This window comes from Polaromonas sp. P1_A2 (assembly GCF_056406895.1).
Genome location: NZ_JBFTZI010000001.1, coordinates 805759 through 819058, shown reverse-complemented (window position 1 = coordinate 819058; position 13300 = coordinate 805759). Strand labels below are relative to the sequence as shown.

Annotated in this window: 18 protein-coding genes and 1 pseudogene; 8 read left to right on the top strand and 11 right to left on the bottom strand. The window is 60.9% G+C overall.

The genetic code is table 11. The annotated features are described in order from the left end of the window. Positions 1-53: 53 nt before the first annotated feature. Entirely contained in the window at positions 54-752 is a 699-nt protein-coding gene (locus tag AC1D09_RS03910) for a hypothetical protein (protein WP_477664316.1), read from the top strand. Positions 753-831: 79 nt separating this feature from the next. Here AC1D09_RS03910 and AC1D09_RS03905 read toward each other — a convergent pair whose 3' ends face one another. After that, positions 832-1707, bottom strand: a complete 876-nt coding sequence (locus tag AC1D09_RS03905; protein ID WP_477664315.1) for a LysR substrate-binding domain-containing protein — start codon at positions 1705-1707, stop codon at positions 832-834. A 165-nt stretch (positions 1708-1872) separates the two neighbouring features. Here AC1D09_RS03905 and AC1D09_RS03900 point away from each other — a divergent pair, with 165 nt between their 5' ends. The 6 genes from AC1D09_RS03900 to AC1D09_RS03875 all read left to right on the top strand — a co-directional run bounded on the left by AC1D09_RS03900 (position 1873) and on the right by AC1D09_RS03875 (position 5775). Further along, a complete protein-coding gene (locus AC1D09_RS03900) occupies positions 1873-2289 on the top strand; it encodes a nuclear transport factor 2 family protein (RefSeq protein WP_477664314.1) in 417 nt (138 codons plus the stop codon). 37 nt (positions 2290-2326) lie between these two features. Continuing rightward, on the top strand, positions 2327-2743 hold the full coding sequence (locus tag AC1D09_RS03895; protein WP_477664313.1) for a YciI family protein: 417 nt from the start codon (positions 2327-2329) through the stop codon (positions 2741-2743). Between the two features lie 52 nt (positions 2744-2795). Further along, entirely contained in the window at positions 2796-3209 is a 414-nt protein-coding gene (locus AC1D09_RS03890) for a VOC family protein (protein WP_477664312.1), read from the top strand. 114 nt (positions 3210-3323) lie between these two features. Continuing rightward, a complete protein-coding gene (locus tag AC1D09_RS03885) occupies positions 3324-4253 on the top strand; it encodes an alpha/beta fold hydrolase (protein ID WP_477664311.1) in 930 nt (309 codons plus the stop codon). Positions 4254-4472: 219 nt separating this feature from the next. Continuing rightward, complete coding sequence (locus AC1D09_RS03880; RefSeq protein ID WP_477664310.1) at positions 4473-5153, top strand: glutathione S-transferase family protein; 681 nt, start codon at positions 4473-4475, stop codon at positions 5151-5153. A gap of 139 nt (positions 5154-5292) precedes the next feature. Next, positions 5293-5775, top strand: coding sequence for a GreA/GreB family elongation factor (locus AC1D09_RS03875; protein WP_477664309.1), 483 nt, complete (start codon positions 5293-5295; stop codon positions 5773-5775). A gap of 122 nt (positions 5776-5897) precedes the next feature. Here AC1D09_RS03875 and AC1D09_RS03870 read toward each other — a convergent pair whose 3' ends face one another. From AC1D09_RS03870 to AC1D09_RS03825, 10 genes and pseudogenes are all read right to left on the bottom strand, one after another. Next, positions 5898-6158 (bottom strand): hypothetical protein, encoded by a 261-nt coding sequence (locus tag AC1D09_RS03870; protein WP_477664308.1) that lies wholly within the window; start codon positions 6156-6158, stop codon positions 5898-5900. A 186-nt stretch (positions 6159-6344) separates the two neighbouring features. After that, positions 6345-6614 (bottom strand): annotated as a pseudogene (locus tag AC1D09_RS03865) (LysR substrate-binding domain-containing protein); the annotation flags it as partial. Beyond that, entirely contained in the window at positions 6604-6948 is a 345-nt protein-coding gene (locus AC1D09_RS03860; RefSeq protein WP_477664337.1) for a hypothetical protein, read from the bottom strand. The gene AC1D09_RS03860 and the pseudogene AC1D09_RS03865, both read right to left, overlap by 11 nt. Positions 6949-6958: 10 nt before the next feature. Beyond that, positions 6959-7600 (bottom strand): hypothetical protein, encoded by a 642-nt coding sequence (locus tag AC1D09_RS03855; RefSeq protein ID WP_477664307.1) that lies wholly within the window; start codon positions 7598-7600, stop codon positions 6959-6961. Further along, complete coding sequence (locus AC1D09_RS03850; RefSeq protein ID WP_477664306.1) at positions 7597-8256, bottom strand: hypothetical protein; 660 nt, start codon at positions 8254-8256, stop codon at positions 7597-7599. The genes AC1D09_RS03855 and AC1D09_RS03850 overlap by 4 nt, the downstream gene beginning before the upstream one ends. Before the next feature lie 196 nt (positions 8257-8452). After that, positions 8453-8662, bottom strand: coding sequence for a hypothetical protein (locus tag AC1D09_RS03845; RefSeq protein WP_477664305.1), 210 nt, complete (start codon positions 8660-8662; stop codon positions 8453-8455). 105 nt (positions 8663-8767) lie between these two features. Further along, the gene (locus AC1D09_RS03840) at positions 8768-9343 is read right to left on the bottom strand and encodes a hypothetical protein (protein WP_477664304.1); all 576 of its coding nucleotides are present in this window, start codon (positions 9341-9343) and stop codon (positions 8768-8770) included. A gap of 103 nt (positions 9344-9446) precedes the next feature. Next, positions 9447-9935 carry a hypothetical protein gene (locus tag AC1D09_RS03835; protein ID WP_477664303.1) on the bottom strand — a complete coding sequence of 163 codons (489 nt, stop codon included), beginning with the start codon at positions 9933-9935 and terminating at the stop codon, positions 9447-9449. Positions 9936-10076: 141 nt separating this feature from the next. Beyond that, entirely contained in the window at positions 10077-10508 is a 432-nt protein-coding gene (locus AC1D09_RS03830; RefSeq protein WP_477664302.1) for a hypothetical protein, read from the bottom strand. 52 nt (positions 10509-10560) lie between these two features. Beyond that, positions 10561-11292 carry a hypothetical protein gene (locus AC1D09_RS03825; RefSeq protein ID WP_477664301.1) on the bottom strand — a complete coding sequence of 244 codons (732 nt, stop codon included), beginning with the start codon at positions 11290-11292 and terminating at the stop codon, positions 10561-10563. A 499-nt stretch (positions 11293-11791) separates the two neighbouring features. Between AC1D09_RS03825 and AC1D09_RS03820 the strand changes: the two genes are divergently transcribed. Next, a complete protein-coding gene (locus AC1D09_RS03820) occupies positions 11792-13129 on the top strand; it encodes a sensor histidine kinase (protein WP_477664300.1) in 1338 nt (445 codons plus the stop codon). The last annotated feature ends 171 nt before the right edge of the window (positions 13130-13300 follow it).

Below are 13300 nucleotides of genomic sequence, written 5' to 3'. Positions count from 1 at the left end.
GGCTGCCGCTCAAAGTCCCTCGCGCAAACTAAAAACCCGATATTGCCTTCACCATGAGCCCAGACGACACCCTGATTTTCTTCAGCGATTCCGCATCTCGTGCGGAAAAAGGTATCGAAGTCGCGCGGTCCTCCAGCAACCCGCAACTGCTGGCGCTAAACGTCCGCCAGCTATTCAAGAATCGACTCATTTCTGGACTGATTCAATGGCGACTAGGTCGAAATCCTATAGCCCAGCTCGCGGCCGCAATTGACGTAGTGGAGGCCAACCGTTCCGAATTGAACAGCCCCGCATACGCAATACCTTTCGCACGAGCAGCGCTCGTTGCATTCCTGATCGGACGGGAGTTCAAGCAACCAGTCCGAGAGGATAGTGAATTTTCCGACGAGGACAAATTGGACTTCGAGCTCGCTCGTGCAACCCCTATCAGTGGGATCAGCGCATCAGCAGACCGCGCGATAAATAAGTTGAACCATCGTGATCGGACGAAGCTCGTTGCCGAAAGCTACCGCGTTTACTTTGAGATCGCCACAAACTCTACGGGCGACTCAATACCAACGATCGTGCAGCGAGCGGAATCGAACTATGAGCGCCGTGCGCGCGACGAATATTTCCAAGGCGGAGACCAAATCGAAGGTGGCGGGCGGGACAACGGCCTCGTCGTAGACTTCCGTTTAGCAGTAGCGCTTCTCAAGGCCGGCATCCCCGCAAGGTCAATCCATGCTTGGACGTGGGGACGAACCAGCCTGTAAGGCACGCATCGCTAAACAGGGCGCCATCTCCGTCAGGCGGGAATCGGCCAGAACCGGTGCAGCCCAGCCAAAAAATCCCTCACCCCCGCAACACACCCAACATCCACTCCTCAAACAACCGAATACTCCTCTGCTCCCGCCGCTGAGGCGGATAAGTCAAAAAGTAGCCATTCCCGCTGTCGACCTCAATGTCAAAGGGCTTGACCACCTTGCCCGAGGCAATGAGGTCGGTAAACAAGGCAGCATCAGCAATCGCGACGCCCAGCCCGCGCTCGGCGCTCTGCACGCACATATCCACCGTGTCAAACAGCTGCTCGCGCGCGCCCTGCAGGTCCTGCACGCCGGCGCCGCGCAACCATGCCTGCCATTCGTGGCGGCTGGCCGTGGCATGTAAAAGGGTTGTGTTGGCCAGGTCGGCCGGCTCGCGCAGGCTGGCGGCCAGCTGCGGTGCGCACAGGGGCACCAGGCGCTCGCGCATCAGCGGCACCTCGACCAGCTGGGGCCAGCCGCCCTTGCCGTGGGCAATGATGACGTCGGCATCGGTGTTGCTGAAATCGGGCGCATCGGTCCAGTGGGTGGCCACGCGGATCTCCAGCCCTGGCAGCGCGGCCTGCAGCGCCGGCAGGCGCGGCAGAAACCACCTGACGGCCATGGTGGGCGGAAACTGGACTCTGAGCACATCTGCTGCGCCGCGCCGCACGCGCGCGCTGGCTTGGGCCAGGGTTTCCATCGCTTGGCGCACGGGCGCCAGCAGTTGCTGGCCTTCGGCGGTAAGCGTGAGGCCGCGGGCCACGCGCACAAACAGCGGGCAGCCGTAATACTCCTCCAGCAGTTGGACTTGCCGGCTTACCGCGCCCTGTGTCAGGTTGAGCCGGGTGGCCGCGCCTGTGAAGCTGCCGCAATCGGCGGCGGCCAGAAAGGCCTGCAGGGCATAGAGGGGCGGCAAGGCGGGCATGCGCGCAGTTTATCGTGGCGGCCCAGTGGCGACATGGTGGCGGCAGCCATGCGCGCCGCACATGGCTGACCCCAAAATCTTTCGATGGTGCTGCGGCGCGGGCGCTCCTACGATGGCGCCCTGTTTGTTCATTCATTCACTCATTCCAACAAGTCGTCCCCCACCATGGTCATCAGTTCGAACGCAATCGCCTATATCGACACCATCCACAACTACCTGGCCCTGCTGGCCGCGGGGGATGTGCGGGGCATTGTGTCGCTGTTCAGCCCGCGGGGGATGGTGAACTCGCCCTTTCTGGGTGTGCAGCCGGCGGGCGAGTTTTTTGACCAGCTCAAGGCGGCCACGCGGCGCAGCGTGCTGGAGGATGCCGAGGTGTTTGTGAGCGCGGCCGGCTCGCGCCGGGCTTCGGTCGCATTCACCTACCTGTGGGAGCTGGCCGACGGATCGCAGCTGAGCTTTCGCTGTGTCGACATTTTTGATTTTGACGAGCAGGGCCTCATAGCCAGCATGACCATCATCTACGACACGGCGCCCATACGCGCGGAAGTGGGCGACAAGTACCGCCGCGCGCAAACCCATTGATTCACCCACCCCCCAACCACCCAGCAGGAGAAGCCACATGAAATTTATGGTCCTGGTCAAAGCCACCGCCGACAGCGAAGCCGGCGTCATGCCCAGCGAGCAGTTGCTCGCGGAGATGGGCCAATACAACGAAGAGCTCGTCAAGGCGGGCATCATGCAGGCCGGTGAAGGCCTGCACCCGAGTGCCAAGGGCGCCCGCGTGCGCTTTTCTGGCAAGAACCGCACGGTGATTGACGGGCCGTTCAGCGAAACCAAGGAGCTGGTGGCCGGCTTCTGGATCTGGGAGTGCGAATCACTGCAGGAGGCGATAGCCTGGGTCAAGCGCTGCCCAAACCCGATGCCGGGCGATTCGGAACTCGAGATCCGGCAGGTCTTCACAGCGGACGACTTCGGCGATGCCTTCACGCCGGAGCTGCGCGAGCAGGAAGAACGGCTTCGCGCGCAGATTTCCTGATCCCCCCTGATTCACGCCTGATTCATTCACCCTAACCCCAAGGAGAGCCACCATGCCCAAGATGATTTTTGTGAACCTGCCCGTGAAGGACCTTGCCGCCGCGATACGTTTTTACAAGGCGATCGGCTGCGAGCAGAACATGCAGTTCAGCAACGAGCAGGCCGCGATGATGGTCTGGTCGGAGGCGATCAGCTTCATGCTGCTGACGCACGAGTACTTCGGGACCTTTACCGCCAAACGCATCGCCGACGCGCAGCAGAGCTGCGAAGTGCTGCTGGCCCTGTCGCGCGACAGCCGCGAAGAGGTGGACGCCATCACCCAGGCCGCGGCGGCCACCGGCGGCAAGGCCGACGTTCGCCCACCCCAGGACATGGGTTTTATGTATTCGCGCGCCTTCCAGGACCCGGACGGCCATGTATTCGAGCCGGTGTGGATGGACATGGCGGCGGCGCAAGCCGCTGCGTAGGCAAATACGTAGCCGGACTTTGTCGAATTCTCCGGGCCCGTTCGTCGTGCTTGTGTAAGCCACACGAACGGCCTTAGGGGCCAGTTCCTTATTTGTTTAACCAAGGAGAAATCGATGACGTTCCTGCGCACCCTTTTTGTACCGCTGCTGAGCGCCGCGGTAGCCCTTGCCACCCTCCTCCCTGTCGCGTCTCACGCCCAGGAAAGCAAGCCCGTCAAAAGCGGCTACCTCAGCGTCAACGGCGTCAACTACCACTACCAGGTGCACGGCAAGGGCGAGCCACTGCTGTTGCTGCATGGCGGCCTGGGCCAGTTCGAGATGTTCGGCCCGGTGCTGGCCGGGCTGGTGAAGACCCGCCAGGTGATAGGCGTGGACCTGTATGGGCACGGCCGCACGGCGCTGACCGACAGGCCCGTGAGCCTCATCGACATGGGCGAGGACATGGCGCAGATCATCCAGCAGCTGGGTTACGGCCAGGTGGATGTGATGGGCTATTCCATGGGCGGGGGTGTGGGCTTTCGCCTGGCGGTGCAACACCCCGAGCGCGTGCGGCGCCTGGTGCTGGTGTCGGCCGGCTATGCGCAGGACGGCTTCTTCCCGGAAATGCTGCCCATGCAGGCGCAGGTCGGCGCGGCCATGGCCGACATGATGAAGGAAACGCCCATGTACAAGTCTTATGTGGCGGTGGCGCCGCGCCCGCAGGATTTCCCCAGGCTGCTGGACCAGATGGGCGCCATGATGCGCAAGCCCTATGACTATTCAGAAGATGTCAAAAAACTCGCGATGCCGGTGATGCTGGTGTATGGCGACAGCGATATGTACCGCCCCGAGCACATCGTGAAGTTTTACCAGCTGCTGGGCGGCGGGCTGAAGGACGCGGGCTGGGGCCGCGAGAACATGGCGAAGAACCGGCTGGCGATATTGCCGGGGTACACACACTACGACCTGTTCCTGGCGCCCGCCCTTGTGCCTACGGTGCTGCCTTTCCTGGATGGGAAGAGCAATACGGCCAGCTGGGCGCAGCAGGTCAATGAGCGCAAGTAGCGACTAACCGGTGCGCCCCTCCTTCCCCCGCTGGGGGAAGCTTGGGATGGGGGCCTGCAGCGCTTGAGGCATAGTCGGCTTTAGATCGCAGGCCGAGAGCCCCCATCCCCGCCTTCCCCCAGCGGGGGAAGGAGCAAGAAAACTCGCAGGGGCGGCACAGCTTGTCGGTCACAACAAGCCCCGCCCCTCAACCAAACACCCAGCCGGGGAAACACCGCCATGATCCCAACGACAACCATCCCCACCCTCACCGCCTTTGAACGCTCGCCCGACCGCGGCCGGGGCCTGGCGCGCGACATGCGCGTGCGCTGGGCGCTGGAGGAAGTGGGCCAGGCTTACGAAGTGCGTTTGCTGTCTTTCGCGGAGATGAAGCAGCCCGCGCATCTGGCGCTGCACCCTTTCGGGCAGATCCCGACCTATGAAGAAGGCGGGCTTGCGCTGTTCGAATCGGGCGCCATCATCCTCCACATCGCGGAGCGCCATGCGGGCCTGTTGCCCGAGGATGCCAATGCCCGCGCCCGCGCAATTGCCTGGATGTTTGCCGCACTCAACACGGTGGAGCCGCCGATTGTGGAGCGCTCCATGGCCTTTATCTTCGAGCAGGACAAGCCCTGGTATGCGGAGCGCCAGCCCATGCTGGAGGAGCGCGTGCACGCGCGGCTGGGCGAGCTATCAAAGCACCTGGGTGATGCCGACTGTAATGCCGACTGGCTGGACGGCGATTTCAGCGCGGGCGACCTGCTGATGGTAACGGTGCTGCGCAGGCTGGAGAGCTCGGGCCTGCTGGATCAATACCCGACGCTGTCGGCCTATATCGCGCGGGCTGTGGCGCGGCCGGCTTACCGGCGGGCTTTTGCGGCGCAGCTGGCGGTGTTTACGGGTTCGTCAGCGGGCGGCTGACGAGATCGTGCAACCATGAGCGCTACATAATTCAACGCGTAGCTGAAGTTAAGCTGCAGCCGACAGAAGCGTCCAAGGCTGCTGGAGCCCTTCATAATCAAGACCTGCCCCCGCTTTTTCGAGATGCCCACCTTTCATCATGGATAAATTCTTGCTGCAGCAGCAGGTGCTGGAACGGCTCGCCGAAGACCTGCTGCAAGCCGAACAGGCAATGCGGGTGGCCCATGAAACGGCGACTCACGAAGAAAATATCGCCGAAAACAAATACGACACATTGGGACTCGAAGCCGCATACCTGGCCACCGGCCAAGCTCGGCGCGCCGAAGGCATCCGCCAGGCGATAACCAATTGGCGCCAATTCCGCCCGCGACCCTACGACTCCAGCAAAGGTATACAGCTCGGCGCGCTGGTCTGCCTGGTCGATTCCGACGACAAGCAGCAACAGCTCTTTCTCGGGCCGGATGGGGGCAGCATGAAGTTGGTCAGCGGCGCTCAGCTCGTTCAGGTCATCAGCAGCGAAGCCCCTTTGGGCAGGGCCATGCTGGGCAAATGCGAGGGAGACGAGGTGTGGATACAGGTCGCTCCAATCCGACAGCAGTTTGAGGTGCTGCGGGTTCATTGAGCCGCAAGCAAGCCCACTCCGAATTTCGACACGCAACGTGTGATCGATATTGAACGTCGCCACTGTCGCCGTAATACCTTTTTGAAATACCAGTCCGTTAGGGATACCCCTGGCGTTGCCTACTAACTTGAATGCGGACTGTGAATGCAACACACCCACGTATTCGCTTGCATATAAAAATACGCCTCCCAGCCCTTAGCGCAGGAAATGGGTGGCTCGCCGAGGGCCACGGTGCAGAACGGTGGGATCTTTTCCGCCGCGGGTTTGACGGCTTCTTTCTTGCCTTCCGTTTTAGGGGCGGCGATGGCCGGCGTCGTGGTTAACAGCGCGGCCAATGTGAGGGCAAGGGCGGTGGGCACGCGATGCAGGGTTTTGTGCGACATATTTTCTCCAAGGGTGAAGGGAAAACGGCAGTTTTGATCCGGTGGTAATCTGGACGAGCCAGTGGGCTAAATGTAGGCCAGCCAGGGCGTAAAAAAACCCTCCGATTAGGGGAGGGTTTGCTTAACATCACAAAGACCTTGGTGTTATCAATGGGTTTTATGAGACAGCAAGCTTGATTCAGCACATCACCGGATGTACGCAGCCAACTCATCCGGGCTTCCTTCGGGGAAAGCCTCTTTGAGAAAGTTCAGGAAGGCGGACACCCGGGCGCTCAGCAGGCGGCGCGAGGGATAGAGCGCCCACAGCGCAACCTCCGGCCCCGAGACGTCCCCCCATTGCACCAGCGTTCCGGCGGCCAGGTCGGGGATGACCAGCGACAGGGAGAGGCGCGCCGCACCGACATTCGCACGGACCGCGTCGCGAACCATGAACAGCGATGCCAGGCTAAGGACGGGCTGGACCGTCAGGCGCTTCTTCTTTCCCTTCTCCGTAAATTCCCAGACATCCGTCTGTTCGCCGATTGCGCCGCCCCGTTCCCCAACGCACCTCACGGTCACGCAGATTGACTCTCAGAACGATGGGGCCGTCCATCTCACGGCCATTGCGGAGATTCTGAAAGACGGCGACCCAATGGATCCGTATCTTGCCTTCTGTTTCTGAATAGAAGTCATCGGGCGCTACGTGCAGTAACTCGCCCTCCAGCCCATTAGAACGGGCAAAACTCACGGCAAGGCTTGCAACCTCTTTTAAGGCTTCCTGGGATGAAAGGCGGCGGATGGGGTCTTGCATCTGAAATTGATCAGTCGGCCTTAGGCGGAATGCAAGCTTCTAACGTAAAGGATGGATCGACTTTTTCCTCCGCCATTTGGCGAGTCGAATCGATTTTTGCAATCTCGACCGAACAGGTCGCTGGCTCATACCTGCTATACGAACTTTGGCCATGAAGTTTCATTGCATACGATCCATTTGCAGCAGGAACAAATGAAGCTGCCTGACCACAAAACGCACCATCAACGTGAACCATCGCTACAAAGTAAAAGCGTTCGCCTGCTGGAATCCAAAACCCCTCGCTATTCAAATCGGAGACAAGCGGATTCCGATGACTCACGGTCAATACTTTGCGCAGGCCGGGAAATTCTTTCCCGCAAGTTGCGGGTCCCGTCGTCGCTGACACGGTGGCTGCCCCCGCCACAATTTTTTCGGTGGTTACCACCGGCTTGACGAAGGCTCTTGCCAATCCTGAGGGCGGTTGCTGGTATAGGGGAATCGGAGTGCAGCCGCCTAACAGGAAAGCAATCCCGGGAAGCATTATCTTTATTGAATTGAACATTCTCGTATCCGTAGAAGTATGGTTCGAATGATTCTGGAAATGCATAAATTGGATTCTGGATGTCCGCTTCTGGCCGATAGCAACCTTTTTAGCTATTTTTCTAGAACTCATTGCCCGACGCTTTGCTTCTGTTCAGCCAAAGCGCGAAGCACCGCTTCATCGCTTATTTCGGTTCTGGGCATCAAGGCGGGTGTGCTGCTTGTCTCCTTGCTGTCCGCATACGCCATGAGGCCTCCCACAATTCCGCCGGCGACACCGGCCGCGCCTGGACTGATGCGTACGGGCTGACTCACGATAGTCTGGGCCAAAAGGCCGGATTCGGCCGTGCCCGTCCCGGAGCTTCCCGAAGCCGGTGGCTTATTTTGCAAGTCTTCGAGCGCACTGGCGAAAGTTGAATACTCAATCGGCGCGGACTTGCCGTAGATGTACAGCTGCGGCTTGGTCCCCGGAGCCTTGGGCACCCAGATACCTCCTGGGTATGCGCGAAATTTATCTCCAAACTGGAAAACTACTGGCGCGCCCACGCCGCGAAAGTAGGTGCCAACTGTATTCTCCTGGTCCGACGTGTAGACGCCCGGCTTGGCCCCGAATGCCTGCTTCCCATTGGGAGTCGTCGCGCTGTAGGCTGCGCCCAGCGTGACGGAGACCGGACTGGAAACCTTTGCGAGGTTTTCCCAGGCGCCTTCCGCGCTTGCAGATCCACAGAACATGTAGAGCGCAATAGCGAGCCCCGCGAAGGGCGATGAATATGAAAAATTCGGCACCATGAATGTTCCTGTAGGTTTTAGGGCGGCATGACTTCCAGCCCGACGGTTGTGCCCTGGCAGCTGTGGCAGCTGTGACAGGAGCGATTCCAGAGTGGTCATTCGAGGGGACGCTCAATCGGCGGTTTTCGGCTTGCCAAAGGCAGGTGCTCAAGAGGAAACGGCAGCACGGCTGAGATACCGACCGCATTCATGGCATCTACCAGGCTTCGATACTTTTAAGCAAAGCACCACGCGCGCCCCAATCCTCGGTTTCGTCCTCAAGGCTAAGGCCCGGGCTTAAGAAACTCGGATCTTCGCTGCCAATCATGGTGGCTGTGTAGTCCCAGTCATGGTGGAAGACGGTCTCGAAAGCGCCCACAAACTCCGCAAGAGCTTGTTGCAATGAGGATGTTGGTCGATCGTTCATGGGGTCTCCGCTACTGGCCGATGGCTGTCATCGTAACTGTTGACTGAAGCAGGCTCAAAGCAGCCTCTACTCTCCCGATCTAATCAGCGAGTTGCCGTCGCAAATTCAATCGACGGAAATGCGCACATGCGTGATGCAAGCGCGATCTGGCGCGTAGAACTTCGCATTGACATCGCGCCCCTGTTGGATGGGGCACGCCATTCCGTGCGGCCCGGGCGTACGCACCACAAGTGTGTTCGGCGCGGTATACGGCTCCGACTTCCCGCATGAAGCGTGCGCCGCTGCCTCGGCCAGGGAGACGCAGCCTCCGCCTTCCGCGATGGCGACGGTCAAGGAGGTCCGCCAGCCGCCATCGACAGGAATGCTGTAGAGGTAGGTCTCCCCACCCATCAGGGATGGCCCTTTTGCCAGCCGCGTCATCCGCGAGGAATAGCTGGCACTGCCAAGCTCGCGCTGCGGCTGCAGAACCATGCCGAGCTTGCGACTGAGCGAGGGATAGAGCGGACTTTCCTGCAAATCGGTCGCGGTGATGGTTAGCAAGCGGCGGGTGAGCTCCTTGCCCGAGACATTCTCCTGCGCATGGGGAATAAGCGGCGGGAAAGCGACGAGCGCTACGCACGCGATGCTAAACATCGTGAGCCTGTTTTTAGGCCGCGAGCGCTTGCTTGTTGCATCTTTCATCACATCCCTCCAGATCAAATCAAAGTCCCATCCATCCGCAACCAGTGTCAGCTTCCGGCCGAGTCCGTCACGATTGCCTTGGTGCAGGCACCTGCCTGGAAAATCATTGTGGCGGCCCGCGACGCATGGTCGCGATGTGTCCCGCAAATGATCCCTCCAAGTCCCATTGCGGCAAGCTGCTCATCTCACCGTATTTATTGCAATTGGCGCGGAACGTGGCCGCTCCCCCCGCCGCCAGTGCGCGTCTCTGGTTTGTTTTAAACGTGAGATTCCGGTTGTGCACATCGAGCTTGTATTGGGCACCCAGAACAGGGTGCTCCAGAATTTGGGTCCTGTGGCGCTCAACTTCCTCTAAAAGCGCCAGATGCCTGGTGCGCCAGGATTGGTAGTGCTTTTCAATTTCTTCCTGGGTCTCCGGAAACTCTTCCGAACATATGTCAGCGATGTCGCGAACGGCATCGATGACGCCAAAAATGACGCCCAGGTCACGGTAATACTGGCCGGTGGACCGGGGCCCCTGTTGCGCGGACAGATTGCCGTGCATGGCCAGCGCGGACAAGGCCATGCAGGCAAGTGCGATTATTTTTCTCATGATCCTCCTCCAATACTTGTGCCATCTTTCATTCCGCCCCGGGCTTGCGACCGATGCGGCGCCGACATATCAAGACAAACGCGGAGGCCAGCAAGGGACCCGACAGCGTGAGCATGACGATGGGCACCTCTCCCAATGGCGTCATTGATCCCCTCGGACTCGGAGGCAGGAGCTCTCCCCATACTCGGAATCAGTGAGTTGGACCTGCATGTATTGCCTGTACAGAAAAACCGTTGCGCTACTCAGGAGAATAGAAGACACAAAAAGGAGCACAACTGTTCTTGCGTACTGCCTGTAGCCAGTCGATGCAAACCAGGCCGCGACCAAAGGAAGGGCAACAAACAGATTACCCGCAAAGAAGAGCTTGATCGGGAAGTAGAACCACGGAGTGGGGTCTGCAACCGCGTAGAAGGTATTGCGTCCGGGAATCAACAGTTGGTTAAAAACCGCCAAGAGGATTTCTTTGTCAAAAAAGACAAGTGTTCCTCCGGCCAGGCAGGAAGTCGCAGCGATTGCGAAGACAAGCGTGAGGGGTAGTTGCGGGATCCCTTCCGGGTTTGCAGTTTGGAGCATAGAACCTTTCAGGCGGATCTGCGACTTGAAACAGGGCTGGCGCACTTCACATTCACGGCCGCCAAATCCCAAGCTCCCCATTGGGCTCCACCGAGGTCAGCAGCATCTGCCCGCGCCAGTCAACCAGAACCAGCTTGTATTGCGTGTACAGGCGGGTGAAGGCGGCGGTCAGGACACGTTCGTCGCCACCGCGCTCCACCATGGCCGCCAGCGAAGTGATGGTGGACCCATCGGCAACGCCGTAGAGAAACACGGAGCCGGCCAGCCGGATGGTGAAGCCGCCCTTGACCTGGCCTAAAGTGGCCGAGGTGGTGGTGAGAATCGGCGCCGGCGCAATAGTCCCTTGAAGCATGGCAGCGACTTCTTTGGGGCCTGGCGTGCCGGCAAGGGGTGTGCCCGCCATACGCCGGGCGTAGATGTTCTTCCAGCCCTGCGGAACCCGGTTTTGCTGCTCGAATGCCCTGAACTCTTTGAGCCGCGCCTGGAGCTCCGGCAGGCGGGCCGCGGGAAAGAACTCAATCTGGCGCCATTCGTCCTCGTGGAATTGCGGTGCGCCTGCAGAAGACTGCGCCGTGGGCGCTTCAAACTGCAGCTTGTCCGCCGCGATGGTGGCCATGGTGAAGCCGATGTTGCGGGGGTCCAGGGTGGTCACCGGCGGTGCGGCCATGGCGGCATGGCCGAGGCCGAGGACACAGAGGCCGGCGAGGAACAGGTTTTTAAGTTGCATGGTTTGGCCTTGATTCTGCCCGCATGGCAATGCCCGCTTCGGGTCGATAGCCGACATCTTAGTCAGGAGGCTCGAAACCCATTTAGTCCAGTCTCGAGCCGCTCTGCCGTCGCTGCCCCGCCTGGAATAACAACTGGCTTGTTTCCCGGGGCACAGCGATGAATAAAAAGGTATGCGTTCCACCCCCGCAAGCAGCGCCCAACGACAACCAAAGACGGCTCGCCCAAGCCCGCCAACACTGGCAAGATCGGCCTGGGGCCGGAGGGAGTCGCACGCCGGGCACGCACAAGGCAAAACTTCCGCGCCCCGGCTGCCGTTAAGCCTTTAAACAGCCGCACCGCGGCCAATTCACCAAACCCCGCAAAGAATGTCTGCATGCAGACCTTCCCGGCGCGAAAGCATGGTGGATTTCCCTAAGCTGGCTACGTAGGATCCCCATCCTTCCCTCTGATATGGTTGTTGTTATCGTCATCGTGTTCCCGCTTACGGAAAAAACCCTTTCTTCTTCTTTCTCCATGACGCCCATGCCGCCAGCCGCCACCGGAAGCGCCCACCGATGAGCCCACGCGAGTCCTGGGTCAACACACAACTGGCCCACGCCTTTATGCGGCATGCGCAGCCCACGCTGCATACGGCGGTGCTGGCGATCATGGCGACGGTGGCGATGCTGTACCGGCATGTGGACCCGCTGGACCTTGGGGTATGGGCGGTGGCGGCAAGCTCCATGACCTTGCTGCGTTATGCCATCCTGCACGCCTACCGCACGCGCCTGGCGGAGGCCGACGGGGTGGCGCTGCGGGAGTTCATGTCGCTGCACAGCTGGGCCTGGCCCTTGAGCGCGGTGGTCTGGGGCGCGCTGATGTTTGTGGTCTACCACCGGGCGCCCGTGGAGGAACAACTGATCTGCATGCTGATGCTGTCGGGCCTCGCGGCGACGGCGGTGTCTTCGTCGCCGCCGTGTTTGCGCACTTTCTCGGCGTACTGCAACGGCCTGGGCGCCTCGGTGCTGGCGGCCTTTGTCTGGCGCATGGACTTTAGGGGCGGCGTGCCCGCCGCGCTGGACACCGGCGCCGAAATGGCGGTGGTGCTGGTGTTCCTGGCGGTGGCGCATGTGACGGGCCGGCGCATGTTCCGGGCCCGGCACATCAGCCTGGAGCGGCAGTTCGACCGCCAGGAGCTGATCAAGGCGCTGGAGGAACGAAAACGCGCGGTGGCGGACGCGGAGGCGGTGCGCACGCGTTTTATCGCGAGCGCCGCGCATGAGCTGCGCCGGCCTGTGCATTCGCTGGGCCTGTATGCCGACTGGCTGACGCTGGAGCCGGAGTTCGCGACGCAGATCGCGCGCAAGATCGCCGATTCGACACGCAAGATCGACGACCTGTTTGATTCGCTGTTCAGCCTCGCGGGGCTGGACCCGGCTTCGCTGACGGTGCACACGCAGCCGGTGGATTTGGCCGCGCTGATCCACACGGTGGCCGAAGAGCATATGCCGCTGGCACGCGAAAAAGGCCTGCGCCTGCGCACAAGGGCGGCCTCGGGGCAGGCGCTGTCGGACCCGGTGCTGCTGGCGCGGCTGGTGGGCAGCCTGCTGTCGAACGCCCTGCGCAACACGCACGGCGGCGGCGTGCTGCTGGCGGCCAGGCCGCGCCGCGGCCAGTGGCGCATAGAACTCTGGGACACGGGCGCGGGCATCGCGCACGAACGCCAGCAAACTTTCCCGCAAGGCATTCCGCAACAAGGCACGGCCGAGGGCTTCGGGCTGGAACTGGCGGCGATCTACCGCCTGAGCCAGCTGCTGGGGCATCCGGTGGGGATGGCGGACCGGCAGGGGCGGGGGAGTGTTTTTTGGGTTGAGTTGGCTCGATATGAAGCTGGCCCGCTGGGCCGGGGGTGATGCCGGGTCTTGCTCCGGCGGTGCGCCCCTCCTCCCCCTTCCTTCTCTCTTCGTCTTCCTGTTCTCTCTGCTGAGGGTGGCTGGCCGGGTCTCGCCCCGGCGGGCGACCTACTTTCTTTTGCTTCGCCAAAAGAGAAGTAGGCAAAGAAAAGGCGACCCTGGTGTCTGCGT

What these genes read in the sequence shown, in the direction of transcription:
- AC1D09_RS03820 (WP_477664300.1), top strand. Translation starts at nt 11,792, where the DNA reads ATGAGCCCACGCGAGTCCTGGGTCAACACACAACTGGCCCACGCCTTT.
- AC1D09_RS03880 (WP_477664310.1), top strand. Translation starts at nt 4,473, where the DNA reads ATGATCCCAACGACAACCATCCCCACCCTCACCGCCTTTGAACGCTCG.
- AC1D09_RS03905 (WP_477664315.1), bottom strand. Translation starts at nt 1,707, where the DNA reads ATGCCCGCCTTGCCGCCCCTCTATGCCCTGCAGGCCTTTCTGGCCGCC.
- AC1D09_RS03855 (WP_477664307.1), bottom strand. Translation starts at nt 7,600, where the DNA reads ATGAGTTCTAGAAAAATAGCTAAAAAGGTTGCTATCGGCCAGAAGCGG.
- AC1D09_RS03900 (WP_477664314.1), top strand. Translation starts at nt 1,873, where the DNA reads ATGGTCATCAGTTCGAACGCAATCGCCTATATCGACACCATCCACAAC.
- AC1D09_RS03885 (WP_477664311.1), top strand. Translation starts at nt 3,324, where the DNA reads ATGACGTTCCTGCGCACCCTTTTTGTACCGCTGCTGAGCGCCGCGGTA.
- AC1D09_RS03875 (WP_477664309.1), top strand. Translation starts at nt 5,293, where the DNA reads ATGGATAAATTCTTGCTGCAGCAGCAGGTGCTGGAACGGCTCGCCGAA.
- AC1D09_RS03870 (WP_477664308.1), bottom strand. Translation starts at nt 6,158, where the DNA reads ATGTCGCACAAAACCCTGCATCGCGTGCCCACCGCCCTTGCCCTCACA.
- AC1D09_RS03895 (WP_477664313.1), top strand. Translation starts at nt 2,327, where the DNA reads ATGAAATTTATGGTCCTGGTCAAAGCCACCGCCGACAGCGAAGCCGGC.
- AC1D09_RS03860 (WP_477664337.1), bottom strand. Translation starts at nt 6,948, where the DNA reads ATGCAAGACCCCATCCGCCGCCTTTCATCCCAGGAAGCCTTAAAAGAG.
- AC1D09_RS03850 (WP_477664306.1), bottom strand. Translation starts at nt 8,256, where the DNA reads ATGGTGCCGAATTTTTCATATTCATCGCCCTTCGCGGGGCTCGCTATT.
- AC1D09_RS03830 (WP_477664302.1), bottom strand. Translation starts at nt 10,508, where the DNA reads ATGCTCCAAACTGCAAACCCGGAAGGGATCCCGCAACTACCCCTCACG.
- AC1D09_RS03890 (WP_477664312.1), top strand. Translation starts at nt 2,796, where the DNA reads ATGCCCAAGATGATTTTTGTGAACCTGCCCGTGAAGGACCTTGCCGCC.
- AC1D09_RS03840 (WP_477664304.1), bottom strand. Translation starts at nt 9,343, where the DNA reads ATGAAAGATGCAACAAGCAAGCGCTCGCGGCCTAAAAACAGGCTCACG.
- AC1D09_RS03910 (WP_477664316.1), top strand. Translation starts at nt 54, where the DNA reads ATGAGCCCAGACGACACCCTGATTTTCTTCAGCGATTCCGCATCTCGT.
- AC1D09_RS03825 (WP_477664301.1), bottom strand. Translation starts at nt 11,292, where the DNA reads ATGTCGGCTATCGACCCGAAGCGGGCATTGCCATGCGGGCAGAATCAA.
- AC1D09_RS03835 (WP_477664303.1), bottom strand. Translation starts at nt 9,935, where the DNA reads ATGAGAAAAATAATCGCACTTGCCTGCATGGCCTTGTCCGCGCTGGCC.
- AC1D09_RS03845 (WP_477664305.1), bottom strand. Translation starts at nt 8,662, where the DNA reads ATGAACGATCGACCAACATCCTCATTGCAACAAGCTCTTGCGGAGTTT.